Annotated in this window: 25 protein-coding genes and 1 tRNA gene; 3 read left to right on the forward strand and 23 right to left on the reverse strand. The window is 68.4% G+C overall.

Annotation, left to right across the window (positions count from 1 at the left end; translation table 11 throughout):
* The first annotated feature begins 3 nt into the window (after positions 1 to 3).
* Positions 4 to 1,857 (forward strand): M61 family metallopeptidase, encoded by a 1,854-nt coding sequence (locus ACAM52_RS28475; protein ID WP_369645204.1) that lies wholly within the window; start codon positions 4 to 6, stop codon positions 1,855 to 1,857.
* 10 nt (positions 1,858 to 1,867) lie between these two features.
* Here the strand turns inward: ACAM52_RS28475 and ACAM52_RS28480 are convergent, their stop codons facing one another.
* Positions 1,868 to 2,476 (reverse strand): DUF2325 domain-containing protein, encoded by a 609-nt coding sequence (locus ACAM52_RS28480; protein WP_369645205.1) that lies wholly within the window; start codon positions 2,474 to 2,476, stop codon positions 1,868 to 1,870.
* A gap of 133 nt (positions 2,477 to 2,609) precedes the next feature.
* Between ACAM52_RS28480 and ACAM52_RS28485 the strand changes: the two genes are divergently transcribed.
* On the forward strand, positions 2,610 to 3,389 hold the full coding sequence (locus ACAM52_RS28485) for an enoyl-CoA hydratase (protein WP_062481985.1): 780 nt from the start codon (positions 2,610 to 2,612) through the stop codon (positions 3,387 to 3,389).
* Positions 3,390 to 3,434: 45 nt separating this feature from the next.
* Here the strand turns inward: ACAM52_RS28485 and ACAM52_RS28490 are convergent, their stop codons facing one another.
* Both ACAM52_RS28490 and ACAM52_RS28495 read right to left on the reverse strand, forming a co-directional pair.
* Positions 3,435 to 4,715 (reverse strand): hypothetical protein, encoded by a 1,281-nt coding sequence (locus ACAM52_RS28490; RefSeq protein WP_369645206.1) that lies wholly within the window; start codon positions 4,713 to 4,715, stop codon positions 3,435 to 3,437.
* A complete protein-coding gene (locus ACAM52_RS28495) occupies positions 4,712 to 5,386 on the reverse strand; it encodes a sigma-70 family RNA polymerase sigma factor (protein ID WP_062475124.1) in 675 nt (224 codons plus the stop codon). Before ACAM52_RS28495 ends, ACAM52_RS28490 begins: the two co-directional genes overlap by 4 nt.
* 167 nt (positions 5,387 to 5,553) lie before the next feature.
* Between ACAM52_RS28495 and ACAM52_RS28500 the strand changes: the two genes are divergently transcribed.
* Positions 5,554 to 5,630, forward strand: a tRNA-Met gene (locus tag ACAM52_RS28500).
* Between the two features lie 71 nt (positions 5,631 to 5,701).
* On the opposite strand, the gene ACAM52_RS28505 is transcribed toward ACAM52_RS28500, so the two are convergent.
* From ACAM52_RS28505 to ACAM52_RS28600, 20 genes are all read right to left on the reverse strand, one after another.
* Complete coding sequence (locus ACAM52_RS28505; protein WP_369645207.1) at positions 5,702 to 6,433, reverse strand: hypothetical protein; 732 nt, start codon at positions 6,431 to 6,433, stop codon at positions 5,702 to 5,704.
* A gap of 670 nt (positions 6,434 to 7,103) precedes the next feature.
* Complete coding sequence (locus ACAM52_RS28510; protein ID WP_062475127.1) at positions 7,104 to 7,295, reverse strand: 2-hydroxymuconate tautomerase; 192 nt, start codon at positions 7,293 to 7,295, stop codon at positions 7,104 to 7,106.
* Positions 7,296 to 7,334: 39 nt separating this feature from the next.
* Positions 7,335 to 8,123, reverse strand: coding sequence for a 2-oxo-3-hexenedioate decarboxylase (dmpH, locus tag ACAM52_RS28515; RefSeq protein WP_369645208.1), 789 nt, complete (start codon positions 8,121 to 8,123; stop codon positions 7,335 to 7,337).
* A complete protein-coding gene (gene dmpG, locus ACAM52_RS28520) occupies positions 8,120 to 9,193 on the reverse strand; it encodes a 4-hydroxy-2-oxovalerate aldolase (protein ID WP_369645209.1) in 1,074 nt (357 codons plus the stop codon). The genes dmpH and dmpG overlap by 4 nt, the downstream gene beginning before the upstream one ends.
* Before the next feature lie 10 nt (positions 9,194 to 9,203).
* Positions 9,204 to 10,133 carry an acetaldehyde dehydrogenase (acetylating) gene (locus ACAM52_RS28525; protein ID WP_062475133.1) on the reverse strand — a complete coding sequence of 310 codons (930 nt, stop codon included), beginning with the start codon at positions 10,131 to 10,133 and terminating at the stop codon, positions 9,204 to 9,206.
* 13 nt (positions 10,134 to 10,146) lie between these two features.
* Positions 10,147 to 10,929 carry a 2-oxopent-4-enoate hydratase gene (gene dmpE / locus ACAM52_RS28530; protein ID WP_369645210.1) on the reverse strand — a complete coding sequence of 261 codons (783 nt, stop codon included), beginning with the start codon at positions 10,927 to 10,929 and terminating at the stop codon, positions 10,147 to 10,149.
* A gap of 34 nt (positions 10,930 to 10,963) precedes the next feature.
* A complete protein-coding gene (locus ACAM52_RS28535) occupies positions 10,964 to 11,800 on the reverse strand; it encodes an alpha/beta fold hydrolase (protein ID WP_095746807.1) in 837 nt (278 codons plus the stop codon).
* A gap of 10 nt (positions 11,801 to 11,810) precedes the next feature.
* Positions 11,811 to 13,265, reverse strand: coding sequence for a 2-hydroxymuconic semialdehyde dehydrogenase (locus tag ACAM52_RS28540; RefSeq protein ID WP_369645211.1), 1,455 nt, complete (start codon positions 13,263 to 13,265; stop codon positions 11,811 to 11,813).
* Positions 13,266 to 13,278: 13 nt separating this feature from the next.
* Positions 13,279 to 14,211, reverse strand: coding sequence for a catechol 2,3-dioxygenase (locus ACAM52_RS28545; RefSeq protein WP_369645212.1), 933 nt, complete (start codon positions 14,209 to 14,211; stop codon positions 13,279 to 13,281).
* Positions 14,212 to 14,242: 31 nt separating this feature from the next.
* Positions 14,243 to 14,587 (reverse strand): 2Fe-2S iron-sulfur cluster binding domain-containing protein, encoded by a 345-nt coding sequence (locus tag ACAM52_RS28550; RefSeq protein ID WP_062475237.1) that lies wholly within the window; start codon positions 14,585 to 14,587, stop codon positions 14,243 to 14,245.
* 13 nt (positions 14,588 to 14,600) lie between these two features.
* Complete coding sequence (locus tag ACAM52_RS28555; RefSeq protein WP_369645213.1) at positions 14,601 to 15,659, reverse strand: NADH:ubiquinone reductase (Na(+)-transporting) subunit F; 1,059 nt, start codon at positions 15,657 to 15,659, stop codon at positions 14,601 to 14,603.
* 22 nt (positions 15,660 to 15,681) lie between these two features.
* Positions 15,682 to 16,044, reverse strand: coding sequence for a phenol hydroxylase subunit P4 (locus tag ACAM52_RS28560; RefSeq protein ID WP_369645214.1), 363 nt, complete (start codon positions 16,042 to 16,044; stop codon positions 15,682 to 15,684).
* A 95-nt stretch (positions 16,045 to 16,139) separates the two neighbouring features.
* Positions 16,140 to 17,723, reverse strand: a complete 1,584-nt coding sequence (locus tag ACAM52_RS28565) for an aromatic/alkene/methane monooxygenase hydroxylase/oxygenase subunit alpha (RefSeq protein WP_369645215.1) — start codon at positions 17,721 to 17,723, stop codon at positions 16,140 to 16,142.
* Between the two features lie 37 nt (positions 17,724 to 17,760).
* Positions 17,761 to 18,057, reverse strand: a complete 297-nt coding sequence (locus ACAM52_RS28570) for an MmoB/DmpM family protein (protein ID WP_174250302.1) — start codon at positions 18,055 to 18,057, stop codon at positions 17,761 to 17,763.
* A 33-nt stretch (positions 18,058 to 18,090) separates the two neighbouring features.
* Complete coding sequence (locus tag ACAM52_RS28575) at positions 18,091 to 19,095, reverse strand: aromatic/alkene monooxygenase hydroxylase subunit beta (RefSeq protein WP_369645216.1); 1,005 nt, start codon at positions 19,093 to 19,095, stop codon at positions 18,091 to 18,093.
* 43 nt (positions 19,096 to 19,138) lie between these two features.
* Positions 19,139 to 19,408: a phenol hydroxylase subunit gene (locus ACAM52_RS28580; RefSeq protein WP_174250303.1), complete on the reverse strand. Its 270-nt coding sequence runs from the start codon at positions 19,406 to 19,408 to the stop codon at positions 19,139 to 19,141.
* Positions 19,409 to 19,630: 222 nt separating this feature from the next.
* The gene (locus ACAM52_RS28585; RefSeq protein WP_369645217.1) at positions 19,631 to 21,304 is read right to left on the reverse strand and encodes a sigma 54-interacting transcriptional regulator; all 1,674 of its coding nucleotides are present in this window, start codon (positions 21,302 to 21,304) and stop codon (positions 19,631 to 19,633) included.
* Between the two features lie 172 nt (positions 21,305 to 21,476).
* A complete protein-coding gene (locus ACAM52_RS28590; RefSeq protein WP_095746812.1) occupies positions 21,477 to 23,117 on the reverse strand; it encodes a 3-(methylthio)propionyl-CoA ligase in 1,641 nt (546 codons plus the stop codon).
* 44 nt (positions 23,118 to 23,161) lie between these two features.
* On the reverse strand, positions 23,162 to 24,376 hold the full coding sequence (locus ACAM52_RS28595; RefSeq protein WP_159272867.1) for an ABC transporter substrate-binding protein: 1,215 nt from the start codon (positions 24,374 to 24,376) through the stop codon (positions 23,162 to 23,164).
* 69 nt (positions 24,377 to 24,445) lie between these two features.
* A complete protein-coding gene (locus tag ACAM52_RS28600; protein ID WP_369645218.1) occupies positions 24,446 to 25,684 on the reverse strand; it encodes an ABC transporter substrate-binding protein in 1,239 nt (412 codons plus the stop codon).
* Positions 25,685 to 25,834 lie beyond the last annotated feature (150 nt).

Below are 25,834 nucleotides of genomic sequence, written 5' to 3' on the forward strand. Positions count from 1 at the left end.
CCGATGGCGACCACCTCGACTTCCCGGCGCACGGCCGCAGCCACCGCCACGCCCGCCGTGCACTGCCGCGTCGAGTGCGCCGACCTGCATGCGCGCCTGTTCGCCGTCACGCTGACCATCGCCGCGCCCGCCGCGCAGCAGCGCGTGGCGCTGCCGGTGTGGATTCCGGGCAGCTACCTCGTGCGCGAGTTCGCCAAGAACCTGCAGGGCCTGCGCGCCACGCAGGGCCGCCGCAAGCCGGTGCTGACGCAGCTCGACAAGTGCAGCTGGCAGATCGACTGCGTGCCGGGCCAGCCGCTGGTGCTGCATTACCAGGTGTGCGCCTACGACAACTCGGTGCGCACCGCCTGGCTCGACGCCACGCGCGGCTTCTTCAACGGCACCAGCGTCTGCCTGCGTGTCGAGGGCCAGACCGAGGCGCCACACGCGCTGGAAATCGTGCCGCCCGCGCTGCCGGCCGACGCCGCGCGCTGGTCGTGCGCCACCGCGCTCGTGCCGACGAAGGCCGACAAGCACGGCTTCGGCAGCTACCGCGCCGCCGGCTACGACGAACTGGCCGACAGCCCGGTCGAGATGGGCGCCTTCTGGAGCGCCGAGTTCGAGGCCTGCGGCGTGCCGCACCGCTTCGTGATCGCGGGCGCCGCGGCCTCGTTCGACGGCGAGCGCCTCATTGCTGACACCAAGGCCATCTGCGAAGCCGAGATCCGCTTCTGGCACGGCGACAAGGCCGGCAAGCGGGGCGGCCCGAAGCTGCCGATCGATCGCTACGTGTTCATGCTCAATGCGGTGGACGACGGCTACGGCGGTCTCGAGCACCGCCACTCCACCGCGCTCATCTGCAACCGCCGCGACCTGCCGCTGCGCGGTGAAAAGAAGAAGCAGCCCGAGGGCTACACCACGCTGCTGGGCCTCATCAGCCACGAGTACTTCCACACCTGGAACGTCAAGCGCATGCGCCCGGCGGAGTTCGCCAGCTACGACTACAGCCGCGAGAACTACACGCAGCTGCTGTGGTTCTTCGAAGGCTTCACGAGCTACTACGACGACCTGCTGCTGCGCCGCGCCGGCCGCATCGACGACGCCGCGTACCTGCGCCTGCTCAACAAGACCATCAACCAGGTGCTGCAGACGCCCGGCCGGCTGGTGCAGCCGGTGGCCGACGCGAGCTTCGACGCCTGGGTCAAGTACTACCGCCAGGACGAGCAGACGCCCAACAGCACCGTCAGCTACTACACCAAGGGTGCGCTGGTGGCGCTGTGCTTCGACCTCACGCTGCGCCAGGAAGGCAAGGGCACGCTCGACGACGTGATGCGCCACCTCTGGACGCACAGCAACGGCGGCCCCATCAGCGAGGCCGACATCGCCGCCGCGCTCGAAGCCGTGGGCGGACGCTCGTACGCCCCGGAGCTTGCGCGCTGGGTGCATTCGACCGACGAACTCCCGCTGGCCGACCTGCTGCGCGCCCACGGCGTGGCCACGCTCGACGACCCGTCGCAGCCCGCGCAGGCGCTCGGCCTGCGCGTGGCCGAAACCGGCGGCAGCGTGCAGATCAAGGTGGTGCTGCGCGGCGGCGCCGCCGAAAAGGCCGGCTTCTTGGCCAACGACGAATGGCTCGGCATCGAACTGCCGGCCGTCGGCGGTCGCAAGGGCGCGGCGCAACCCGCGCAGGCCTGGCGCCTCACGAAGCTCGACGACCTGGCGCTGTACCTCGGCGATGCCACCAAGTGCACCGCCCTCGTCGCGCGCGACCGCCGGCTGCTGCGCCTGCCGCTCACGCTGCCGACGGGCCCGACCACGTGGCGGCTGTTCTCGCACGACGCGGCCAAGATCACGGCCTGGCTCGCCGCCAAGCCTTGATTTCTTCCGTTCAGGCCGGGTGATCGACGGCCGCCGCCAGCGGCGGCCGCACGAACAGCATCGGCTGCGGCTCGCCCACCAGCACGCAGGGCTTGCCCGTGCGGCGGCAGTGGTCCTGCACGCGCCAGTAGGCACCATGGCTCACGCAACCGGTCTGGCAGATCACGAGGTCGGCGGCGCGCAGGCCCGCCTCGAGCGCCGCGGGGTCGTCGGCCTCGTCGCCGCCGTCGTGGTGCAGGTAGTGGCCACTGGCAATCTCCACGAGCTGGCGCGCCAGCGAAGGCGCCTCTTGCGCCGCTTCCGAACGGCCGACGCACAGCACCGACTTGGCCCGCAGGTCGGCCGGCACCTGCGGCCCCGGCGGCAAGGCATGGTGGCGCCGGCCGCCCGGCGCCAGCAGCGCATGCAGGCGCTGGGGCAAGGCGCTGCCCTTGGCGGCGCGCGCCGCCAGTTCCTCGCGCACGATGGCAATCGCCGAGTCGCGCGCCACCAGCGCACCGCGCAGCCGCACGATCTGCGCCTCGAGCCGCTCGACCCGGGCGGCCTGCTCCACCAGCAGGCGCGAGCAACGCTCCTGCACCCGGGCATAGGCCCGCAACAACACGGCATGTTCTTGCATCGGGAAGTCCATGGCGGCCATTCTAGATGAGAACAATTCTCAAATGAAACACCCGCGCGTCAGCGGGCCCGAAGCCTGGCTGGGTATAGTGGGACGCGTTTTTTTCCCCACCTCCCCCGGAGACAGCGACACCATGAGCTACGAAAACATCGACGTGCGGACCGAAGCAGGCAAGGTCGGCATCATCACCCTCAACCGCCCCAAGGCCCTCAATGCGCTGAACGACGCGCTGATGACCGAGCTGGGCCAGGCGCTCAAGGCCTTCGACGCCGACGACGCCATCGGCTGCATCATCCTCACGGGCAGCGAGCGCGCCTTCGCGGCCGGCGCCGACATCGCGGCGATGGCCAAGTACAGCTTCATCGACACCTACAAGGGCGACTACATCACGCGCAACTGGGAAACCATCCGCTCGATCCGCAAGCCGGTGATCGCGGCCGTGAGCGGCTTCGCACTGGGCGGCGGCTGCGAGCTGGCGATGATGTGCGACTTCATCATCGCGGCCGACAACGCCAAGTTCGGCCAGCCCGAAATCAAGATCGGCGTGATCCCCGGCGCCGGCGGCACGCAGCGCCTGCCGCGCGCGGTGGGCAAGAGCAAGGCCATGGACATGGCGCTCACCGCCCGCATGATGGACGCCGCCGAAGCCGAGCGCGCGGGCCTCGTGAGCCGCGTGGTGCCTTTTGAAAAGCTGGCCGACGAAGCATTGGGCGCCGCGCTGATCATTGCGGGCTTCTCGCAGATCGCCGTGATGGCGGCCAAGGAATCGGTCAACCGCGCCTTCGAGAGCGGCCTGAGCGACGGCGTGATGTTCGAACGCCGCCTGTTCCACGCGCTGTTCGCCACGCAGGACCAGAAGGAAGGCATGGACGCCTTCCTGGCCAAGCGCCAGCCGGATTTCAAGAACGCCTGATCAGGCTGATCGTCGCGGGCCCGGCGACCGCAGCGGCGGTCGCCGTCAGCGGGCTCGCGACAGCGCCGTGCGCAGCGCGTCGAGCGCCTGCGCCGGCGGCGTGCCGATGGCGGCGGGGCCGCCCGGCTGCGGCGTCCACCGCACCTGGTCGCCCGCGATCTCGAGCACGGCCAGCAACGCGCCGTCGCGCCGCAGTTCGATGCGCGCCTCGACCGGCGCACCCCATTCCCCGCCCGACACGGTGGCCGCGCGCGCCACGGTGTTCACCAGCGCCGCGAGGCCTTCGGTGTCGCCACGCGACTGGCGCGTGGTGGTGCCGGCGCGCGTGATGTCGAGTGCGGTCCAGCGGTCCAGTGCCGTGAAGCCACCGCTCACCACGGCTTCGGTGGCTGCGCGCGGTGCCGCCTTGGCGGCCGCCGACGGAGCAGGCGCGGCTTGCACGGGAGCGGCGCGGCGCTGCATGCCGGCGACATTCGCGCTGGCACCGCCTTGCGCGGCGAGCGATGGCGCCGTGTCTGCGGACTCGCGCTGCATCGGCGCTGGCGCTGCTGGCGCTGCAGGTGCTACGGCTGGCGCCGGCGGTGCGGCTGCGTAGGGCATCGGACTCTGGCCGACATCGGCCATGGGCGGTGCAGCCGGCATGGGCGCGGATGCGATGGCCGGTGCGGCGGGTGCAGGCATGGGCGCCGGGGCTTGCACCACCGGGGCCGCGGGCGCCGCCTTTTCCATCGCCCGTGCTTCGTCCTTCTGGACCGACGCCGCCGCAGGGGCTTCGCGCCGCCGCGACGCTTCACGCGTTTCCTGCGTCTCGCGCTGCTTCAGAGTTTCTTTCGCATCGCGCGCCGCTTCGCTGCGCTGCGCTGCGGGCGGTGTCATGTCCGCCGTTGCGGCCGGTTCAGCGGCTGGCGCAGGCGGCACCGGTGCCGCGGCTACTGCCGGCGCCTCGGCCGTTTGCGCAGGCGCAGGCGGTGCCGACGCCGGCGCGGGCGCCCCGGCCACTTGCGCCTCGCCATCGAGCCGCGCGTCGGGCACCGGCTCGCGATGCCACAGCACGGTGACGAAGGTCGCCACGAGCACGGTCGCGAAGGCCGCATTCCATGGCATGCGCGAGCGGGGGCTGCCGCCGCCGAACAGGCGGCGCCACCACGGCGCGGCCTGCACCGCAGGGCCGGCCGCCGGCGCGGAGGCCGCGGCGAGGTTGTGCGCCATCTTCAGGATCGCCTCGCGCGTGTGGGCCGCGGGCACGGCGTCGCGGTCGGGCGCATGGTCCAGCGCGCGACGCAGCCGCGGGTCGTGCAGGTCGTCGTCGTCCATGCCGGTGCTCATGCCCGCTGCTCCAGCACCGACAGGTAGCGTTCCATGCAGCCGCGCAGCTTCTGCAGCCCGTAGCGCAGGCGGCTGCGCACGGTCTCGAAGCCGATCTCCAGCCGGGCCGCGAGCGCGTCGACGGTCAGGCCGTCTTCATGGTGCAAGAGAAAAGCCGCGCGTTGCTCGGCTGGCAGTTCGTCCAGGCAGGCCAGCAGCCGACGCCCGGCGGCGCGCCAGAACGCCAGCTCTTCGGCCGAGGGATGCGCCGACAGGTCGGTGGCCCCGTGCACGCCGCGGTCGAGCGCGGGCACCGCGTCGCCGTCGTCGTCGGTCGCATGGCCATCGAGCGTCACCTCGCGCCCACTCACGCGCAGGCGGTCCATCGCGAGGTTGTGCGCGATGGTGAAAGCCCAGGTGCGCCAGGTGGCGCCCTGCGGCGAGAAGCTGTCGCGCGCCGAGATGATCCGCACCCAGGTGTCCTGGAACACCTCGTCGGCCTGCGCGGCCAGCCGCGCGCCGAGCAGGCGCTTGACGAAGCGGAACAGGCCGCCTTCGTGGCGTGCGTAGAGCACGTCGAAGGCGGCGGCGTCGCCGTGGGCGTAGGCCAGCATCAACTGATCGTCGGGCATGGCGTCGCGCTCGGTGGCGGTGCGGGCAGCAGCAGAAGGGGCGCGTGGCAGCGCAGACATCGAAGGATTGTCACCCGAGCTTGTACGGCTCACGGAGGCGATCGGGGTTAAGTCGCGATGTGATCCGACGCATTCGATTGCAGAAAAATCGACCTGAAAACGCCGGGAGTTGAACTGGGCCCAAAGCCTGGGCTATAATTTTGGGCTCGGTGCTGAATTGCACTGACGGCTCTTTAGCTCAGTCGGTTAGAGCGATGGAATCATAATCCACAGGTCCGCGGTTCGAGTCCGTGAAGAGCCACCAACACAGCCTCCCCGCCCCGGCGGAATGGCTCAAAAAGCCCTAAGTTTTCAACGACTTAGGGCTTTTTTCGTTCAGGCGTCCGATGCCGTCTCGCCCACCGGCACCCGGTCCAACCGGAACGCCTCGGGCTCGCAGTGCACCAGGCGCCAGCCGTGCGCGCCGTGCAGCTGCAGTTCGTCCATCACGTCCGTCAGCGTGCCGATGAGTTCGTTGCCCCAGAACCTGCGCGCGCCGCGCACGGGGTTGAGCATCTGCCGCAGCCGCGGAATCGACAGCACGCGCTCCGCGTTGAAGAAGAACTCCAGCGCCAGGTCGAAGGTGACCGGGTCGACGCGCTGCGTGCGGCCCGGGAAGCTCACGCTGCGGTCCATCGGCTGGAAGCTGTAGGCGCCCCACACGAGCGGCGTTGGCATCGCGCACGCCAGGCCGCGCGTTCGGAGCGACAGCAGGATGGTGCGGTAGAAATCGTCGAACGCCGGTGCCGCCGCGGGCGGGCGCCCCCGCAGGTGCCGCGTGGGCGCAGGCGCCTCCTGCGCCAGTGGAACGATCTTCGTCCCCATCAACGACAGCACGTCCGGCGCCTCCTCGCTCGCCGCCTCGGGCACGTCGGCCAGGAACAGCAGGTTCAGGCGGTCGCCCAGCGTCGCCAGTTCGTCGATGCTGGTGAAGACCAGCGGCGCCACGCCCAGCGCGCGCAGCACGCGCCGCGCGTACTCGCGCTCGCGCAGCGCATGGCCGAGCACGCCGATGCGGCGGGCGGGGCGCGCCAGGGGCTCCGAGGGTGCGGCGAAGAAGCGGCTCATGCGGGAGTCCCTTCACAGTCCGCTGCGGCAACAACATGCCCGAGGCAAGGCTTTCGGGGGCTCGGGCCGCGGTTCGCGACCCCGGTGATCAGGACCGGCATGGGTGCTCGAAATTCTCAAAAGAATGAATGAAGCCGCGTCCGCTGCGCCCGCGCTTCATGCCGCATGCGATGCAGCACAAGGCAGCGGGCCCACTGAGGCAACCCGGCGCTCACCCATCCTAGGAAGGCCCGCACGGCCCGTACATAGGACTGTTCCGAAAAGCCGCGCCTTTCGCGCCCCTCAGAGCACCTTTGCGCCGCGCAGCCAGTCCAGCAGCATGGCCGAGTCGGCGCGCATGCGCAGGTCGGCCGCCTCGGCGTCGAAGCGCGTCGTCACCTGGGCCGACTGGTTGTTGTAGTGCCATGTGATTCCTAGTGCTTGCTGAATGAAAAACGGGACCGCAGCGGCACGCGCACGCGCAGCGCCAGCTCATACGGTTTGTTGACCGATGACTTTAGGAAGCCGGTCCCGTTCCATCCATCGGACGAGTCCGAAAGCGAGTGCGGCAGACATAGGCACAGGGCGAAACTGTGAACAAAGCCCCCAGGAGTTCGTACAAAGCACAAGGCCCTCGCGAGTCAGCGACTCGCAAGGGCCTTGAAGAAGACAGCGCCGCAGCGCGAAGCGGTCAGCGTCCGAGGTCTTTGGCGGACACGCCGCCGATGCCCCAGTTTTCCTTGGGCATGTCGTGCAGCCACACGCGCACGTTCTCCTTCGGCGCGTCGACGGCCTCGACGATGGCGCGGGTCACTTTCTCGATCAGCGCGCGCTTCTGCTCTTCGGTGCGGCCTTCGATGAGGTAGATCTGTGCAAAGGGCATTCGTGTACTCCTGCTGTGTGCTTCAGTGGTTGATGCAGATCAGACGAAGCGCAGGCCCACGCTGCCCATGCCCTGCACCTTCAGCGTGACGGCATCGCCCGCCTGCACGGCCACGGCCTCGGTGATGCCGCCCGACAGGATCAGCGTGCCCGCCGGAATCTCTTCGCCGCGCGCGCCCAGGTGGTTGGCCAGCATCGCGATCGCCGCGGCCGGGTGGCCGAGCACGGCGGCGCCCGCGCCGAAGGCCACGGGTTGGCCGTTCTTCTCCAGCACGATGCCCACGGTGCGCAGGTCGACCTCGCTCGCGGGCACGGCGCGTCCGCCCACCACGAAGCGCGAGGCGGAGGTGTTGTCGGCCACCACGCTCTTCAGGTCGAACTTGAAGTCGCGGTAGCGGCTGTCGATCACCTCGATGCCCGGCAACACGAAGTCGGTGGCCGCGAGCACGGCGCCGATGTGGCAGCCCGGGCCGCTGAGCGCGCGCTTGGTGACGAACGCGATCTCGGGCTCGACCTTCGGGTGGATGAGCTCGCTCACCTTGCACTCGCCGCCTTCGGGCAGCGCGTAGTTGTCGGCCATGAAGCCGAAGACCGGCGTGGTCACGCCCATCTGCTTCATCTTGGCGTGCGAGGTGAGCCCGGCCTTCAGCCCGATGATGCGGTGGCCGCGCGCGAGCTTGCGGCGGCGGATCTCGTTCTGGATGGCGTAGGCGTCGTCCCAGTCCATCTCGGGATGCTCGTCGGTGATCTTGGGCGTGTCGCGCGCTTCCAGCTCGCAGGTCTCCAGGTGCTCGGCGAGCGCGGCGATGGTGTCTTGGCTGAGCTTCATGCCGCCACTCCTTCCTGTTGTTGCTGCATGGCCTTGCGTGCGCGGGCCAGCGTGATGGCCGTGTCTTCGATCATGTCTTCCTGCCCGCCGACCATGCCGCGCCGCCCCAGCTCCACCAGGATCTCGCGCGCGGGCACGCCGTACTTCTTCTCGGCGCGCTTGGCGAACAGCAGGAAGCTCGAATACACGCCCGCATAGCCCAGCGTGAGCGAGTCGCGGTCGACGCGGATCATGTGGTCCATGATCGGCACCACGCGGTCCTCGGCCACGTCCTGGATGCGGAACACATCGACGCCGGTCTCGATGCCCATGCGGTCGCACACCGCCACGAACACCTCCATCGGCGTGTTGCCCGCGCCCGCGCCCAGGCCGGCGGCGGCGGCGTCGATGCGGTTGGCACCGGCCGCGACGGCCGCGACCGAGTTGGCCACGCCCATCGCGAGGTTGTGGTGGCCGTGAAACCCCAGCTCGGTGTCGGCCTGGAGCGCCGCACGCACCGCGCCGATGCGCGCCGTGACATCGTCGGGCAGCATGTGGCCCGCCGAGTCGGTCACGTAGATGCAGTTGGCGCCGTAGCCTTCCATGAGCAGCGCCTGGCGCACCAGCGTCTCGGGCGAGGCCATGTGGGCCATCATGAGAAAGCCCACCGTGTCCATGCCGAGCCGGCGCGCCATGGTGATGTGCTGCTCGGACACGTCGGCCTCGGTGCAGTGCGTGGCCACGCGCACGGTGTGCACGCCCAGGCCGTGCGCCATGCGCAGGTGGTCCACGGTGCCGATGCCGGGAATCAGCAGCGCCGACACCTTGGCCTGCTTCATGAGCGGGATCACGGCGCCCAGATACGCCTCGTCGGAATGCGCGGGAAAGCCGTAGTTGACCGAGCTGCCGCCCAGGCCGTCGCCGTGCGTCACCTCGATCAGCGGCACGCCCGCTTCGTCGAGCCCGATGGCGATGTGCGTCATCTGTTCGAGCGTCATCAGGTGGCGCTTGGGGTGCATGCCGTCGCGCAGCGTCATGTCGTGCAGGGTGACGCGGCGGCCCTTCAGATTCGTGTTCGTCGTGGTGGTCATGGGGGTGCTCCTAGGCCACGGCGGGCTCGGGTTGCGGAAGGCTGGCGAGCATCGCTTCGGCGAACATTTCGGCCGTGCGCGCCGCGGCGGCGGTCATGATGTCGAGGTTGCCGGCGTACTTGGGCAGGTAGTCGCCCAGGCCTTCGACCTCCAGGTAGATCGACACGCGGTGGCCGTCGAACACCGGTCCGTTCACGAGCTTGTAGCCCGGCACGTACTTGCGCACCTCGGCGATCATCTCGTGCACCGAGGCCGTGATGCGCGCCTCGTCGGGCGGGCCTTCGGTGAGGCAGTGCACCGTGTCGCGCATGATCAGCGGCGGCTCGGCCGGGTTGACGATGATGATCGCCTTGCCCTTGGCCGCGCCGCCCACGCGCTCGACCGCACCGGCCGTGGTGCGCGTGAACTCGTCGATGTTCTTGCGCGTGCCCGGGCCGACCGAACGGCTCGACACGGTGGCCACGATCTCGCCGTAGGCCACCGGCTGCACGCGCGACACCGCGGCCACCATCGGGATGGTGGCCTGCCCACCGCAGGTGACCATGTTGACGTTGGCCGGCCGCGCACCGCCTTCCATCAGCAGGCTCTTGAGGTTGACCGGCGGCACGCAGAACGGGCCGATGGCCGCGGGCGTGAGGTCGATCATGAGCACGCCCAGCGCGTTGAGCTTGGCGCTGTTCTCGGCATGCACGTAGGCGCTGGTGGCGTCGAACGCGATCTGCACGCCGTCGGCCTGCACATGCGGCAAGAGACCGTCCACGCCCTCGGCCGTGGTCTTCAGGCCCATCTCGCGGGCGCGCTTCAGGCCGTCGGACTCGGGGTCGATGCCCACCATCCACACGGGTTCGAGCACCGGGCTGCGTTGCAGCTTGGCGAGCAGGTCGGTGCCGATGTTGCCGGGGCCGATCAGCGCGCACTTGATCTTCGTCGGGGTCGTCATGGGGTTGTCTCCTTCAATGGAAGCGCACCGAGCAGCCGCCGAGGCCGCCGATCGAGACGCGGAAGTTGTCGCCGGCCTTGGCAGGGAACATCGCGGCGAGCGCGCCCGACAAGATCACCTCGCCCGCCTTGAGCCCGATGCCCAGCGCACCCAGCGTGTTGGCCAGCCACGCGACCGCGTTCACCGGCGAGCCGAGCGCGGCGGCGCCCGCGCCGGTGGCGATGATTTCGCCGTTCTTCTCGAGCACCATGCCGCAGGTGGCCAGGTCGATGCGGCGCGGATCGACCGCGTGGTCGCCGAGCACGAACACGCCGCAGGAGGCGTTGTCGGCCACGGTGTCGGCGATCTGGATCTTCCAGTCGCGGATGCGCGAATCGACGATCTCGAAACAGGGCATCACGCACTCGGTGGCGGCCAGCACGTCGGCGTTGCCGATGCCGGGGCCCATGAGGTCGCGCTTGAGCAGGAAGGCGATCTCGCCCTCGGCCTTGGGCTGGATGAGCGTGCGGCTGTCGATCGACTCGCCCTCGCCGACGACCATGCCGTCGAGCAGGTAGCCGAAGTCGGGCTGGAACACGCCCAGCATGTTCATCACGGCGCGCGAGGTCACGCCGATCTTCTTGCCGACGACGCGCTCGCCGGCCTCGAGGCGGCGCGCGATCATGCGCTGCTGGATGCCGTAGGCGTCGGCGATGGTGATGCCTGCGTGCCGGCTGGTGAGCGGCTCCACGACGCTGCGCTCGCGCAGCGCGTCGTAGAGCTCGTCGCCGAGCCGCTGGATGAGGGTGGGGTCCATGGGGGGTTCTGTCCTTTGCTCTGTCTCGGGTGAATCAATCAATCGGTCGATCGGCTTCGTTCAGGAAGTCGCCGACCAGGCGGGCGAAGCGCGCGCTGTGCTCGATCTGCGTCCAGTGGCCGCAGCGGCCGAACACATGCAGCTGGCTGCGGGGAATCCACTGGCTCAGCGTGAGCGAGGTGGCCAGCGGGATCACCTGGTCTTCGCGGCCGTGGATCAGCAGCGTCTCGTGCGGCAGCGCGCGAATGGCGGCCTCCGGGCTCGCCATGGCATCGACCCAGCGCTGGCGCGGCGCCGGGAACATCGCGCCGAAGGTCTCCTGGAAGCCGGGCCGCGTGCTGGCCTCGTAGCGCAGCTGCGCGAGCTCGTCGGTGACGAGGGCGCGGTCGAACGCGAACACGTCCATGATCCGGCGCATGTTCGCGAACGAGGGCGTGTAGCCCCACACCGCGTCGAGCCCCGGCGTGATCGCGAAGGGCACGCCCACGCTGCCCATGAGCACCAGCCGGCGCACGCGGTGCGGCGCGCGGATGGCGAGCGCCAATGCCAACGCACCGCCGAAGGAGTTGCCCACCACGTCGGCGCGCTCGATGTCGAGCGCGTCGAGCAGGTCGAGCGCCTGCTGCACCCAGGCGTCCATGGTGTAGGCCGCGCCGGGCACGCGCTCGGTGAAACCGAAGCCGGCCATGTCGGGCGCGATCACGCGGCGCGTCTGCGCGAGCACCGGCAGCACCAGCCGCCAGTTGGCCCACGCGCTCACGCCCGGGCCCGAGCCGTGGATGAAGAGCACCGGCGCGCCCTCGCCCAGGTCGTGGACGTTGGTGTGGAAGGCACCCGTGCGGATGCTGTTCGCGATTTCGGGGTTGCTCACCGCCGGGCCCTCACAGCTTGATGCAGACGTTGCGCAGCTCGGTGTAGAACTCGAGCGAATGCACGCCGCCTTCACGGCCGATGCCCGACGACTTGGCGCCGCCGAAGGCCGTGCGCAGATCGCGCAGGAACCAGCTGTTGACCCAGCAGATGCCGACCTGCACCTGTTTGGCCACGCGGTGGGCGCGGCCCAGGTTCTCGGTCCACACGGTGGTCGCCAGGCCGTAGTCGGTGGCGTTGGCCAGCGCGATGGCTTCTTCCTCGGTGTCGAAGGGCGCGATGTGGCAGCAGGGGCCGAAGATTTCCTCGCGGATCACCGAGGCCGTCTCGGGCAGGCCGGTCCAGATGGTGGGTTGCACCCAGTGGCCCTCGGCCAGCGCGCCGGGCATCGAGGGCACGCCGCCGCCGGTGACGACGGTGGCGCCCTCCTTCACGGCCTTCGCGTAGTACGACAGCACCTTCTGCTGGTGCTCGCGCGAGATCAGCGGGCCGATGCCCACGCCGGCCTCTTCCGACGGGCCCGGCTTGAGCGCCTCGGCCCTGGCCTTGAGCGCCGCGACGAACTTGTCGAAGATCGGCCGCTGCACGTAGACGCGCTCCGTGCCAAGGCACACCTGGCCGCAGTTCTCGAAGGCCGAGCGCGTGATGCCGGCCACGGCCTTGTCGAAATCGGCGTCGGCGAACACGATGCCGGCGTTCTTGCCGCCCAGCTCGAAGGACACGGGCCGCACGCCCTTGGCGGCCGCGCCCATGATGGCCTCGCCGGTGCGCGTCTCGCCCGTGAAGGTGATGCCGTCCACGCCCGGGTGCGTGGTGAGGAACTCGCCGGCCGAGTCGGGCCCGAAGCCGTGCACCACGTTGTAGACGCCGGGCGGGATGCCGACCGCGTTCATCACCTCGCCCAGCAGCGTGGCGGTGGCGGGCGTTTCCTCCGAAGGCTTGACCACCACCGTGTTGCCGCAGGCCAGCGCGGGGCCGACCTTCCAGGTCATGAGCAGCAGGGGCAGGTTCCACGGACACACGACGCCGATCACGCCCAGCGGCGAGCGCACGGCGTAGTTCAGCGCCTGCCCGCCGTCGGGCGTGGCCATCTCGAAGCTCTCGGTGGGCACGTTCTTCACGATGTCGGCAAACACCTTGAAGTTGGCCGCGCCGCGCGGGATGTCGACATGCGAGGCCAGCGCGTGCGGCTTGCCGGTGTCGGCCATCTCGGCCGCCAGGAAGTCGTCGAAGCGCCGGTTGATCTCGTCGGCCACCGCATGCAGCAGCTCGACGCGGCGCGCGACGCTCATGCGGCCCCACTCGCCGTTCAGTGCCGCACGCGCGGCGCGCACGGCCGCGTCGACCTCGCTGCGGCCGGCCTCGTGCACCTTGCCGATGACGCGGTTGTCCACCGGCGCGCGGTTGTCGAAGGTCTTCGTCGTGGCGACGAACTCGCCGCCGATGAAGTTCATGAACTGTTTCATCGCACCGTCTCCTTCAGGTCACCACGCTCAGGAAGTTCTCGTTGAGCTTGCGGTCGTGATAGAAGATCGCGCGCCCGAGTTCGTCGTCGGTCCACACCAGCGGCGGCTTGTCGGGATAGAAGATGTAGCCGCCCGAGAACACCTCGTTGCGGTTGCCGCTCGGGTCGAAGAAGTAGATGGTTTCGCCGCGCGTGATGCCGTGGCGCGTGGGGCCGATGTCCAGCGACACGCGCTTCTTGGTGATGATGTCGGCCGCCTTGAGCACCTCGCCCCAGTTGTCGAGCAGGAACGAGGCGTGGTGGAACTTGTTCTTCTCGGGGTGGCGGATGAAGGCGATGTCGTGCGGCTTGGTCGAGCAGGTGAGAAAGGCCGCGATGTACATGCGCTCGGGGCCAGCCACCACGCTCTCGGCGAGCTGGAAGCCCAGCACCTCGGTGAACAGCTTCATGGTGCCGTCGAGGTCGTCGCCGTACAGCAGGCAGTGGTCGAAGCGCGAAGGCGCCATGCCCTTGAGGTCGTCGGGGTAGACCTCGGGGTTCTCGTAGGGCATGCCGTTGCCGACCTTCTCTTTCTCGGCGAAGAGCTCGATGGCATGGCCGGTGGGCACGGTGAAGCGAAAGCGCGGGCCCGTGCGCAGGTGCTCGCCGGCTTCGATCCACTGCATGTCGGTGGCCAGGCCGCTGGCCTTCAGGTCGGCGGCGAGTTGGTCGAGCGTGGCGGGCGAGTCGACGCGAAAGCCCATGAAGTCCATGCCGGCCTCGTCGGCTTCGCGCAGCACGACGCTGTGGTGGTCGTGCTCGTCCCAGGCCTTGAGGTAGATGCGGCCCTGCGCATCGCGCCCGGTTTCGATCAGGCCCAGCACGTCGCGGTAGTGCGTGAGGGCGGCCCCGAGGTCGAGCACGCGCAGTTGCACGTGTCCGGGGCGAATGACGCCAGTGAGTGCCATGGAAGTCTCCTTTGGTGGGTGAGGGAAAAGTTCAGGTGGGGGAACGGGGAACGGCGGGCTGCGACGCCGCCAGGCGCCGCTCGATGCAGCGCGCCAGCTTCTCGACGGCGCGCAGGGCCAGGTCGCTCTGCGGATACGCGCGGCACGCCAGCACGTAGCCCTGGGCTTCTTCTTCGGCGCTGACGTGGCAGCGGCTCATGCGCTCGCGGCGCACGGCGCCCGACTCGATGCGCACCTTGCACACGCCGCAGCCGCCGCCCCGACAGCCGACCGGGATGCCCTTGCGGCCGAGCTGCTCCATGCCGCCGAGCAGGGTCTGGTCGGCGCGGCACAGGTAGTGCTCACTGGTGTTGCCGATGGCGACGGAAAAGCGCATGACCGGCTCCACGTCACAACGCCTTGAACAGCGGGCTGCGCGGCGCCGCGGACGCGGCATCGGCGGCGGTGAAGAATTTCTCGGTGTAGATGTCGCGCTCGAACAGGCGCCCCTGCATCAGCGTGGCGATGCAGGCCTCGGTCATCGGCGGCGGCCCGCACAGGTAGGCCTTGTGGCCGCGGAAGTCGTTCGCGAAATGGGCCTTCAGCGCCTCGTGCGCAAAGCCGCGCGCGCCGGGCCAGTCGCTGTCGGCTGGCAGGTCGGACAGCACGGGCACGTAGGTGAAGTTCGGGTGCTGCTCGGCGAGCTGCTCGAAGAGCGCGCGGTAGTACAGCTCTTCGGTGTTGCGCGCGCCCTGCACCAGCGTGATCGGCAAGGTGCAGCCTTCGGCCAGCAGGTCGAGCACCATCGACTTCGGGCTCGACAGGCCCGAGCCGCCGGCCACGAAGATCATCGGCAGCCCCGCCGACTTGCGCACGAAGAAGCGACCGTTGGGCGCGGTGAAGCGCAGGCGCTGGCCCACCTGCAGTTCGTCGTGCAGCCAGCCCGTGGCGCGGCCATTCGGCACGCGGCGGATGTGCAGCTCGACGAGGTGGTCGTCGGGTGCGTTGGCGATCGAGAAGGCGCGCGCGCCCTCCACGCCCGGCACGTGCAGCATCACGTACTGGCCGGCCTGGAACGGTGCTGGCCGGTCGGTGCGCAGCCACAGGCCGCGGATGGTGGGCGTGAGCATGCGGGCCTCGACCAGCTCGGCGTCGAAGTCTTCCAGCGGCAGGAACTGCGCGTCGGGGTCTTCGTCGATCTCGGCCTCGATGACCAGGTCGGCCTGCGCCATCGCGCAGCACGCGAGGATCTTGCCGTCGTCGCGCTCGAAGTCCATGAGCGCGAAGTTGGAGGCGTCGCCGTGCTCGCATTCGCCTTCGAGCACCTGCACCTTGCAGGTGCCGCACACGCCGTGGCCGCAGGCGTGCGGCAACCACACGCCGGCGCGCAGGCAGGCATCGAGCACGGTCTGTCCGTCGCGCGCCGCCACGGCCTGGCCGAGCGGCTCGATCATGATCTGGAAGCTCATGGCAAGGCCCTCCTTCCTGTGCTCAGCTGAACGAGCCGCCGATGCCCGTGAGCCCGGGCGTGCGAAAGCGCAGCGCCGACTTGTGGACCAGGCCGTTGTCGGCCAGCGACTTCGACGCGTCGGGCGCGAAGGGCTTGCCGGAGTCGAACCATTCGACCTTCGACCAGTCGACCTTCTCGAAGTCGGGGTGGCTGCCGTACACGCCGGGCAGCACGTCGCTGACGAGCGCGCCGAAGGGCATGGCCGCGGGCAGCGGCAGGCACACGGGGGCGCAGAAGAGCAGGTGGTCTTCCCAGCCGATGTAGAGCAGGCGGTTGCCGTGAAAGCGGTCTTCGCTGTCCATGACGGTGCCGGTGTAGCCGGGGGCGAGTGCAACAACAGACATGTCGGTCTCCTTGTTTCGGGGTGAGCGCCGCCCGCGCCGTGCGTGGGGCACGGCGGGAGCGCGGGGGTCGATGAGGGGTGGTGGGGCCTGGGTGCTCAGGCCACCTTGGGCTCGGCCGCCGACAGGTCCTGCCCTGTCCAGCGTTCCCAGTTGGCCTTGTCGGGCGAGGTGTTGAACTCGCCGTTGTCGGCGCCGACGTTGATGTGGTAGTAGTCGAGCACGGCCGCCAGCGGGTTGAAGCCTTCCACCGTCGGGTCGGTGCCCTCGGGGAAGCAGTTGCCCTGGTAGATCTGGTGCACCGGCAGCCAGGCCTGCACGTACTTCTCGGGCTCGCCGTCGAACACGTCCTTGCAGCCGTCGGAGCAGAAGTGGTACTTCATGCCGTGGTAGCTGCTCTCGCGGTAGCAGATCTTGGTCGGGTCGTCGGGCTCGGTGAAGGCCATCGGGATCTGGCAGGTCTGGCACAGCATGGGCAGCGTGTTGTTGAACCAGCGCTTGCCCTGCTTCTCCTGTTCGGCCAGCCACTCGAAGCGCGGGCGGTACAGGGTGTCGAAGGTCTCGGGGTACTTCTCGGCCAGCCAGCTCATCTCGTCGGGCTTGGGTGCCCAGACGTTGAAGTTGGCGGCGTGGCCGTAGTTGTTGAAGATGGCCCAGGCCTCGTGCGAGATGCGGCTCTTTTCCTTCGAGGCGACCTCGTGGTACTTGGGCATGCGGATGCCGTAGCGCGCGAGGTCCTCGAACAGCGCGCCGCCGTTCTTCTCGAAATACATCTCCCAGGCCTCGGACCAGCTCATGACGCGCTTGGGCAGCATGTAGTCCATCATCATCGCCACCAGCGTGAGCAGGCGGTAGCCGCGCCAGAACCACTTGTCGACCCACTTCTGCACGATGGGCACGTTGTCCGGGTCCTGCTCGAGGATGAACTTCACCACCTCCAGGCCCAGCGTCATGTGGCGCGACTCGTCGCTCTGCGCCGAGAAGCCGAAGGTGACGGTGGCCATGTCGCCGTTGTAGGCGGCGCCGCTCATGAAGGGCATGAACAGCAGGTTGGTCAGCACGTACTCGAACGAGAACGAGATGGCGGTGATGAACTCGAAGGGCCCCGCGCTCATCGCGTCCTCGAAGTAGCTCTTGGGCACCGACAGGTACCACACGCGGTCGTGCATGTGCTGCGGGTCGTGCAGGCCGTGGAAGTACTTGTTGAAGTGGCTGATGGTGTGGAACTGCGTCTGCGCATGGCGCAGCTCGTCGATCGACTGCATCTGGCAGGCCACGCGCGCGCCCACGCCGCGCAGCGAACGCCCGGCCATGGCATAGCCGCGGTGCGCCGCGTACTCCAGCGGCGAGACGCCGGTGAGGAACAGCTTGAGCGTGTTCAGGTAGCGCGGGTCGCTGATGTTGAACTGGCCGTTGTTCTGCTGGAACGCATCGATGATGGCGTAGAGCTTCTTCTCCTTCTCGCCCTGGAACTTCCAGTAGGCGTCCATCGTGAGGCGGAACGGGTCTTCCCACTGGTCCCAGTCGTGGATCTTGATGCCCTCGAACTTGTCGAAGGGAAACACGTCGTCCATCGACTGGTAGGTGGTCTCCCAGCCGAGGCCGCGCGTCATCATGGCGTAGCGTTCCTTCAGGCCGAGGCGCGGGGTCGTGGGGGTCTTTGCTGCTGCTTGGGTGGTCATGGCGTGGTCCTTGGTCGTGGTCCGGTGAGGCCTGGGCTCAGGCGCCCCAGTGGAGGGTGAATTCGTCGTCGGTCTCTTCGATGCTTCCGGACAGCGAGATCAGGCTCAGGTGCAGCTCCTGCAGGTCCCAGCGGCGGCCGACCAGGGCTTCGACGCTCTCGCGGCGGATCACGAGGCGGCCGGGCGCGTCGATCTTCACCATCGCGGGGTACTCGGTGACGGTGGCCCCGGGGTTGTCGGCCACGATGGCCTCGACGATGGCGCGCGCGGCCTCGCCGGTCTGCAGCGCGATGAAGACGGGCGGTCGGGACACTTCGGCGGTGGCGGTGGTCATGGGAGGGTCTCCTTGGTTCGATCGATTCGGTCGTCAGGCGGCAGCGCCCGTGCGCACCAGGCGGCCCACGCGCGCGTCGAGTGCGGCGTGCAGCGTCTTGAGCACCTCGGCGCCCTGTGCACCCAAGGCCAGCGCGGCCAGCGGCGCCAGCGCCTGCACGGCCTGGTCGCGCCAGCTCGCGTACCACTGCGCGAGCAGCTCGGCGTTGGCGGGCGACTCGTCGGCGGCGGTCTTCAGCGTGGCGTCGACCCAGCGCACGTTCTCGTCGAACCACTCGTTCATGAACTCGGTCAGCATCGCCAGCGCGTTGCCGGTGGCGGCGCTGTGCGCGTTCACGTAGTGGCGGTAGACCAGCGGGTACAGCAGGCCGTCGAGCACGAGGTTCTGGGCCACGAACACCTCGAACCAGTCTTTCGTGACGAACAGGTTTTCCATCAGCCGGCGCACGCCCTGCCAGGCCGGGTGGGCGAGCCAGGCTTCCTTGCCGGCGTCCAGCGCGCGGCCCGAGTTGGCGTCGATCTGCAGGCCGACGCGCGAGAGGTACTGCGCGATGCCCAGGCGGTCCATGGCCGCGTAGATGAAGGGCTGCGTGATGGCCGTGCCGTAGCCATAGCCGCAGCAGTAGCTGTGGTTCATGTTGGCGCCCCACTCGTAGTGGCGCAGCGGCACCAGCACCTGCTGCAGCGACTCGCGCACGCCCGCATCGGCCTGGGCCAGCAGCTGGCGCTTCTCGGCGAACTCGAACTGGCGGTCGGCGCCTTCACCCTGGCGCGCGCGGGTCATCGTGTACACGCCGTAGTAATAGTGGCGCGGGTCCTTGAAGCTGTACCAGTCGGCCATCACGAGCGCCGTGCGGCGCTTGTCGTACAGCGCGTGCTGCGGGTCCCACAGCGGCCGGTAGTGGAAGTTGGCGGTGGGCTGCATGTCCAGCGTGGCCTCCTGGTAGCGCGAGGCCGGCTTGTCGCCGAGCCGCCGCGCCACATGCGAGAAGGTCTGCCGGATCGGCCGGATGTCCGAGGTCTTGATGTCGACTTGCACGGGGTGTCTCCTTGGTTGTCGCGGGAAAAAAATGGGGGGCGTCTCAGTGGTCGATGCCGGGCGCGCCGAAGCGCCACTTCATGCGCTCGAAGTCCAGCCGCGCGCCCTCTTCGGTGCTCAGGTGGCGCACCGCGTGGCGCGCGCAGAACTCGCGGAACTGGTCGAACTGCAGCACCAGCTCCACGGCCAGCTCGGGGTCGCCGATGGCGAACTCGAACTCCACGAAGCGCGTGCCGCGCGTGCCGGTGACGCGCACGAAGCACGGCTGGCCGGTCATCTGTGCGGCGCTGCCGCTGCGGGGGTCGGGCTGCATCGAGGGCATCACTTGTTCAATCCATCAACAGGTGGACGGCACCAGCGCCGCCCGGCCTGATAAGGGCAACGGGCGTGCCAGCGTGGCTAAGTGATTGATTTGCATGGGCCCGCTGCGCCTGCGGGCCCGAAGCACCGGGAAGTCCCGGATGCTGGTTTGATCATTTGCTGCGGTGCAGCTTGATCAAATGGTGAAAACCGGAAAACGCCGGCCGGCGTCCGCTCAGGACGTCGGCAGGCCTTCCTTTTTCAGACGGTAGGCCAGCTGCGGGCGCGTGATGCCCAGGATGCGCGCGGCCTGCGACAGGTTGCCCTTGGCGCGCTGCATCGCGGTCTGCATGAGGCGCTGCTCGAGCGAGGCGATGTCGATGTTCTGCTCCAGCACGCGCTGGCACAGCGCATCGAGCTCGCTCGCGTCGGCACCCGAAGCCGACGCGCCCGTGGCGACCTTGCCGCTGGCGTCGAGCTGGTTGTCGGGCGGCGCGCCCGGCGGCTGCATCCACAGGTGGCAGGCCTCGATGTCGCCGTGGTCGGGCGCCAGCAGCACGGCGCGCTCGATCACGTTCTCGAGCTCGCGGATGTTGCCGGGCCAGGCGTGCTTGTGCACGTCGAGCGCGGCCTTGTCGGTCAGGCCGCGCAGCTTCTTGCCGTACAGCGCGCTGTACTTCTCGACGAAGCGCGCCACCAGCGCCGGGATGTCGGCGGTGCGCTCGCGCAGCGGCGGAATCTGGATCGGGAAGGTGTTGAGCCGGTAGAACAGGTCGGTGCGGAACTTTCCCGCCTGCATGGCCTGCTGCAGGTTGACGTTGGTGGCGGCCACGATGCGCACGTCGACCTGGGTCGGCTGCTCGGCGCCCAGGCGCTCGACCTCGCCGGTCTGCAGCACGCGCAGCAGCTTGACCTGCGCGGCCAGCGGCAGGTCGCCCACCTCGTCCAGGAACAGGGTGCCGCCGTGGGCACGCTCGAAGCGCCCGGCGCGCGCATGGTGGGCGCCGGTGTAGGCGCCCTTCTCCACGCCGAACAGCTCGGCCTCGATCAGGTCGGCCGGGATCGCCGCGCAGTTGACGGCAATGAAGGGCTGCTTGCCGCGCGGCCCGTTGTCGTGCAGCCAGCGAGCGAACACTTCCTTGCCGACGCCGGTCTCGCCGAGCAGCAGCACGGTGATGGCACTGTCGACCGCGCTGCGCATGAGCTCGAAGGCGGCACGGAAACCCGGCGACACGCCGACCAGCTTCTGGTCGTACTCGCGGCGCGGCTGCAGGCGGCGCAGGTGCTGCAGGCCGAGGTTGAAGTCGATGAGCTTCTCGGCCACGTGGTGCTGGCGGAAGTACTCGAGGTAGTGCTCGTCGTTCCACGCCTCGGCCGGTTGGCCGACGATGCGGCAGCGGCTGTCGCCCATGCTGGTGCATTCGACTTCCTTGAACACCACGAGCCGCCCCATGAAGGCGGTGGTGTAGCCCGAGGCATAGCCGATCTGCGACCAGCACTGCGGGTCTTCCCCGTAGCCGAAGTCGGCCACGTGGGCTTCGCATTCCCAGGAGTTCTCCCAGAGGAACTCGCCGTAGAAATGCTTGGTGGCCACATCGAGGTCGACCTGCACCTTCTGCACCGAGACGATGCCCTCGATGGAATGCAGGCGCGGCCCGAGCATGAAGGCGTCTTCGGCGCGCATGCCGGCAAGGCGCTCGCGCACGGCCACCTCGCCGTCGCGCAGGCCGGAAGCAAAACCCATGCGCACCAGCAGGCCGCGCGCGCGCTCGATGCCCAGCGAGTCGAGCAGTTCGCGGCGCAGTTCGGCGAAGGCCCGGGCATGCATGAGCAGCATGCGCTGCTCGTCCAGCCAGATGTGGCCCGAGCCGGCGCTGAAGCGCAGGAGAGAAAGAAGTTCTCCCACCATGTCCCCTTTACTTGTCTGGAATCCGTTCCTCCTACATTCTCCTGCAAGGACGGACGACAAGGCTGCTCAATCAACAGGCAACGTGGTGCGAAGCCGCGCCAATGCTCGCTCTGCTGGCTTGCCTCCTCAGGCAACCCACAGAGTTATGCACAGAAAGAACGAACAACTGTCATCAAGTTGACTTGGCTGCGACGTAGCCCTTGAACTGCTCGCGCAATTTGGTCTTCAGCAACTTGCCGGTGGCTGTATGCGGCAGGCTGTCGACGAAAGCCACGTCGTCGGGCAGCCACCACTTGGCCACGCGCTGCGAAAGAAAAGTGAGCAGTTCCTCGCCCGTGACCTCTGCGCCTGCACGCTTCACGACGATCAGCAGGGGCCGCTCCTGCCACTTCGGATGCGCGATGCCGATCACCGCGGCCTCGGCCACGGCCGGGTGCGCGCTGGCCGCGTTCTCCAGGTCGATCGACGAGATCCACTCGCCGCCCGACTTGATGACGTCCTTCGCGCGGTCGACCAGCTGCACATAACCGTCGGCGTCGATGTTGGCCACGTCGCCGGTCGGAAAGAAGCCCTCGGCATCGAGCACGTCGCCGCCTTCGCTGCGGAAGTAACCGCTCGCAATCCACGGACCGCGCACATGCAGGTGGCCGAAGGCCACGCCGTCGTGCGGCAGGCGCTGGCCGTTCTCGTCGACGATCTTGAGCTCCACGCCCCACACGCCGCGGCCCTGGCGCATCTTGACCGTGGTCTGCTCATCTTTCGGGAGCGCGAGGTGCTTGGGCAGCAGGTTGCCGATCACGCCGATGGGACTGGTCTCGGTCATGCCCCAGCCTTGCACGAAGTCGGCGCCGAAGTCGCGCTCGAAGCGCTCGATCATGGCGCGCGGCGTGGCGGCGCCGCCCACGCCGATGCGCTTGAGGCCGATGGCGCGGGTGTCGATCTCGGGGTGGGCGTCGAAGTACTGGAACAGCATGAGCCACACGGTGGGCACCGCCTGCGAGAAGCTCACCTTCTCGTCGCGCATGAGTTCGTACAGGCTCTGGCCATCGAGGTGCGGGCCGGGCATGACGAGTTTGGCGCCCACCATCGGCGCCGAATACGGCATGCCCCAGGCGTTGGCGTGGAACATGGGAACGGCCAGCAGCAGCGTCATCTGCGAGCACACGCCGAAGGTGTCGGGCGCGCATTCCATCAGCGAATGCAGCACGGTGGAACGGTGCGAATACAGCACGCCCTTGGGGTTGCCCGTGGTGCCCGAGGTGTAGCAAAGCGACGAGGCGGTGCGCTCGTCGAACTCGGGCCAGGTGTAGTCCTCGCTCTGCGCGCCGATGAGCTCGTCGTAGCACAGCAGGTTGGGCACGTCGATGGCCGGCATGTGGGCGCGGTCGGTCATGGCGACGAAGGCGCGCACGCTCTTCAGTTTGGGCGCGAGCTTCTCGACCAGCGGCGCGAAGCTGGTGTCGAAGAACAGCACCTTGTCTTCGGCGTGGTTGACGATGTAGTCGATCTGCTCCGGAAAGAGCCGCGGGTTCACCGTGTGCAGCACCGCGCCCGAACCCGACACGCCGTAGTACAGCGCCAGGTGCCGGTAGGTGTTCCACGCCAGCGTGCCCACGCGGTCGCCGGGCGCCACGCCCAGCGCCTTCATCGCATTGGCCACCTGCTTGGAACGCCGCTGCACCTCGCGGTAGTTGGTGCGGTGCACCGGGCCTTCGACGGTGCGCCCGACGATCTCGACGTGGGGGTGGAAGGTGGCCGCGTGGTCGATGAGCGACGAGATCAGCAGCGGGCGGTCCTGCATCAGTCCGAACATGGTGTGTGTCTCCTGTGGTTCTTTTGAGCGTGCGTCTGCGAAGGCTACTTCACGGCGATCGAATCGCCCATGGGCTCGAACTCCTTGCCGTTGAACTGCACCAGCTGCAGCGTGTTGAACGGAAAGTAGTCGGTGGCCGAGGTGTTCAGCGCAATGCCCGGCAGCAGCATGCCGGTGCGCATGTTCTTGAGCGTGGTGGCCTGCCTGAGCACGTTCTCGCGCGTGAGGTTGTCGCCCGAGGCCTTGAGCACGGTCTCCATGGCCTGCGCCACGCCGTAGCCGTACACGCCGGCGGCGTTGTTCACGTCTTCGTTGGGGGCGTACTTCTTCATGAAGGCCAGGAACTCCTGCGTGGCCGGGTCGTTGGCCCAGCGCGGCTGCGCGGCGTCCTTGAAGAAGGCCATGGCCATGATGCCCTTCGACTTCTCCAGGCCCGCGGGCTCCAGCGTCATCTTCACGTAGGCCGACACGTAGGTGAGGTACTGCTGCTTGGGCTTCCAGCCGATGTCCCAGGCCTTGCGGATGGCCTGCGCGGCAAAGCGCGCGGTGGCGAAGTTGACGAACACGTCGGCACCCGACGACTGCAGCTTGATGATCTGCGAATCGACCGTGGGGTCGGCCACCTCGAACGAGGCCTCGGCCACCACCATCGAGGCCTTGTCGCCCAGGCCCTTCTTCAGGCCCTTGAGCAGGTCCTTGCCGAAGTCGTCGTTCTGGTAGAGCACGGCGATCTTCGCGTTCGGCATCGTCTTCAGGATGTTCTTCGCGTAGAGGCTGCCCTCGCCCTCGTAGCTGGGCATGTAGGGCGTGGTCCAGGGGTAGGCCTTGGGGTCGTTGAAGCGGTCGGCGCCCACGCCCAGGAACAGGTGCGGCACCTTCTTGGCGTTCATGTAGCGCTGGATCGCGGCATTGGAGGCCGAGCCCAGGTTGCCGTACACCGCGAGCACCTCGTCCTGCTCGACCAGCTTGCGCACCACCTCGGTGGTGCGCGGCGGCGTGTACTGGTCGTCGTAGCTGATGAGCGTGACCTTGCGGCCGTTGATGCCGCCCTTGTCGTTCACCATCTTGAAGTACGCCTCGTTGACCTTGCCGACGATGCCGTACGACGACACGGGGCCGCTGTAGGGCATGGCCATGCCGAGCTTGATCTCGGTGTCGGAGGCGCCGGTGTCGTACTTCTTCTGCGCAAGGGCCGCGCCGGCGGTGAACAGGAGGGCCGCGCCGCCCAGGGCGGCGGCCAGTCGAACGATGGAGGTCATGGAAGCTTCAGTGGAAAACAAAAAGGGGAAATGAATGGCGGGCCGACAGCGCGGCCCGCGTGACGTCGATCAATCGCCCAGCACCTTGCCGAACGGCTCGTAGCGTGTGCCGTTGAAACGCACCAGCTGCATGCGCTCGATCGGATAGAAATCGGTCGGCGAGGTCTTCACCTCGATGCCCGGGTAGAGCATCGGCGGGCTGTACTGCAGGTTGGCCGCCACCTTCATGATGTTGGCGCGCGTGAGGTCGTCGCCCGCCTTGCGCAGCACCTGCTCCAGCGTCTGCGCCGACGAGTAGCCCAGCACGTTGAGCGAATCGCTCAGGTCGCCCGAGGGGTAGTACTTGCTGAACCAGGTCTTGTAGTCCTCGTACTCCTTGGAACCCTTCCACATGTCGTCGGCCGGGTCGCGCAGGTAGGTGGCCGAGATCACGCCCACCGCGTTCTCGGGGCCCGCCGGCTTGATCACCGCAGACACCGAGACCGACACGCTCGACAGGTACTGCGTGGGCTTCCAGCCGATGTCGGCCGCCTTGCGGATCGCCTGCGCCGCGAACTTGGGCGTGGTGATGCTGAAGAAGGTGTCGGCGCCCGAGGCCTTCAGGTTGACCATCTGGCTGTCGATGGTCGGGTCGGTCACCTCGTAGGTCGACTGCGCCACGATCATCGTCTTGGCCTTGTCGCCCAGTGCCTCGAGAAAGCCCTTCAGAAAGTCCTTGCCGAAGTCGTCGTTCTGCATGAGCACGGCGATCTTCGCGTTGGGCTTGGTCGAGAGGATGTGCTGCGCGTAGATCTTGCCTTCGGTCTGGTACGTGGGCTGCCAGCCCATGGTCCAGGGGAAGGCCTTCGGGTCGCCGAAGCGCGTGGCGCCCGTGGCCACGAACAGCTGCGGCACCTTCTTGGCGTTCATGTAGCGCTGGATCGCCAGGTTGTGCGCCGTGCCCAGCGGGCCGAAGAGCACCAGCACTTCATCTTGTTCCACCAGCTTGCGCGCCTGCTCCACAGTCTTCGAGGGGTTGTAGGCGTCGTCCAGCGAGATGAACGTGACCTTGCGGCCGTTGATGCCGCCCTCGGCATTGAGCTTGGCGAAGTAGCCCGCCGCCGCCTTGCCGATGGTGCCGTAGGCCGACACCGGGCCCGAGTACGGGACGATGTGGCCGATCTTGATCTCGGTGTCGCTCGCGCCCGCGTCGTAGCGCTTCTGGGCCTGCGCCGTGAAGGCCGTGGCGAGGCCGAGCGTGGCGGCCAGGCCGGCGCCCAGCAGGCGGCGGCGCGTGCCGGGGCGGGCGGAAATGAGGGAACGTGTCATGGTGTTGTCTCCGTCGTTCTCGTGAAAAAGAAGCTGCGGCCGCGGGCCTCTCACCGGCCTCGTGTCGGTCTCTTGCGGACCTCGTGCGGCGTTCGGGCTGGATGGTAGGCAGCGCCCCCTGCGCGTCACATCGTCGGAACGGACGATTGA

Origin of the sequence: Variovorax sp. V118 (assembly GCF_041154445.1) — a bacterium.
Taxonomy (GTDB): domain Bacteria; phylum Pseudomonadota; class Gammaproteobacteria; order Burkholderiales; family Burkholderiaceae_C; genus Variovorax; species Variovorax boronicumulans.

What these genes read in the sequence shown, in the direction of transcription:
- ACAM52_RS28475 (WP_369645204.1), top strand. Translation starts at nt 4, where the DNA reads ATGGCGACCACCTCGACTTCCCGGCGCACGGCCGCAGCCACCGCCACG.
- ACAM52_RS28480 (WP_369645205.1), bottom strand. Translation starts at nt 2,476, where the DNA reads ATGCAAGAACATGCCGTGTTGTTGCGGGCCTATGCCCGGGTGCAGGAG.
- ACAM52_RS28485 (WP_062481985.1), top strand. Translation starts at nt 2,610, where the DNA reads ATGAGCTACGAAAACATCGACGTGCGGACCGAAGCAGGCAAGGTCGGC.
- ACAM52_RS28490 (WP_369645206.1), bottom strand. Translation starts at nt 4,715, where the DNA reads ATGAGCACCGGCATGGACGACGACGACCTGCACGACCCGCGGCTGCGT.
- ACAM52_RS28495 (WP_062475124.1), bottom strand. Translation starts at nt 5,386, where the DNA reads ATGTCTGCGCTGCCACGCGCCCCTTCTGCTGCTGCCCGCACCGCCACC.
- ACAM52_RS28505 (WP_369645207.1), bottom strand. Translation starts at nt 6,433, where the DNA reads ATGAGCCGCTTCTTCGCCGCACCCTCGGAGCCCCTGGCGCGCCCCGCC.
- ACAM52_RS28510 (WP_062475127.1), bottom strand. Translation starts at nt 7,295, where the DNA reads ATGCCCTTTGCACAGATCTACCTCATCGAAGGCCGCACCGAAGAGCAG.
- dmpH (WP_369645208.1), bottom strand. Translation starts at nt 8,123, where the DNA reads ATGAAGCTCAGCCAAGACACCATCGCCGCGCTCGCCGAGCACCTGGAG.
- dmpG (WP_369645209.1), bottom strand. Translation starts at nt 9,193, where the DNA reads ATGACCACCACGACGAACACGAATCTGAAGGGCCGCCGCGTCACCCTG.
- ACAM52_RS28525 (WP_062475133.1), bottom strand. Translation starts at nt 10,133, where the DNA reads ATGACGACCCCGACGAAGATCAAGTGCGCGCTGATCGGCCCCGGCAAC.
- dmpE (WP_369645210.1), bottom strand. Translation starts at nt 10,929, where the DNA reads ATGGACCCCACCCTCATCCAGCGGCTCGGCGACGAGCTCTACGACGCG.
- ACAM52_RS28540 (WP_369645211.1), bottom strand. Translation starts at nt 13,265, where the DNA reads ATGAAACAGTTCATGAACTTCATCGGCGGCGAGTTCGTCGCCACGACG.
- ACAM52_RS28545 (WP_369645212.1), bottom strand. Translation starts at nt 14,211, where the DNA reads ATGGCACTCACTGGCGTCATTCGCCCCGGACACGTGCAACTGCGCGTG.
- ACAM52_RS28550 (WP_062475237.1), bottom strand. Translation starts at nt 14,587, where the DNA reads ATGCGCTTTTCCGTCGCCATCGGCAACACCAGTGAGCACTACCTGTGC.
- ACAM52_RS28555 (WP_369645213.1), bottom strand. Translation starts at nt 15,659, where the DNA reads ATGAGCTTCCAGATCATGATCGAGCCGCTCGGCCAGGCCGTGGCGGCG.
- ACAM52_RS28560 (WP_369645214.1), bottom strand. Translation starts at nt 16,044, where the DNA reads ATGTCTGTTGTTGCACTCGCCCCCGGCTACACCGGCACCGTCATGGAC.
- ACAM52_RS28565 (WP_369645215.1), bottom strand. Translation starts at nt 17,723, where the DNA reads ATGACCACCCAAGCAGCAGCAAAGACCCCCACGACCCCGCGCCTCGGC.
- ACAM52_RS28570 (WP_174250302.1), bottom strand. Translation starts at nt 18,057, where the DNA reads ATGACCACCGCCACCGCCGAAGTGTCCCGACCGCCCGTCTTCATCGCG.
- ACAM52_RS28580 (WP_174250303.1), bottom strand. Translation starts at nt 19,408, where the DNA reads ATGCAGCCCGACCCCCGCAGCGGCAGCGCCGCACAGATGACCGGCCAG.
- ACAM52_RS28585 (WP_369645217.1), bottom strand. Translation starts at nt 21,304, where the DNA reads ATGGTGGGAGAACTTCTTTCTCTCCTGCGCTTCAGCGCCGGCTCGGGC.
- ACAM52_RS28590 (WP_095746812.1), bottom strand. Translation starts at nt 23,117, where the DNA reads ATGTTCGGACTGATGCAGGACCGCCCGCTGCTGATCTCGTCGCTCATC.
- ACAM52_RS28595 (WP_159272867.1), bottom strand. Translation starts at nt 24,376, where the DNA reads ATGACCTCCATCGTTCGACTGGCCGCCGCCCTGGGCGGCGCGGCCCTC.
- ACAM52_RS28600 (WP_369645218.1), bottom strand. Translation starts at nt 25,684, where the DNA reads ATGACACGTTCCCTCATTTCCGCCCGCCCCGGCACGCGCCGCCGCCTG.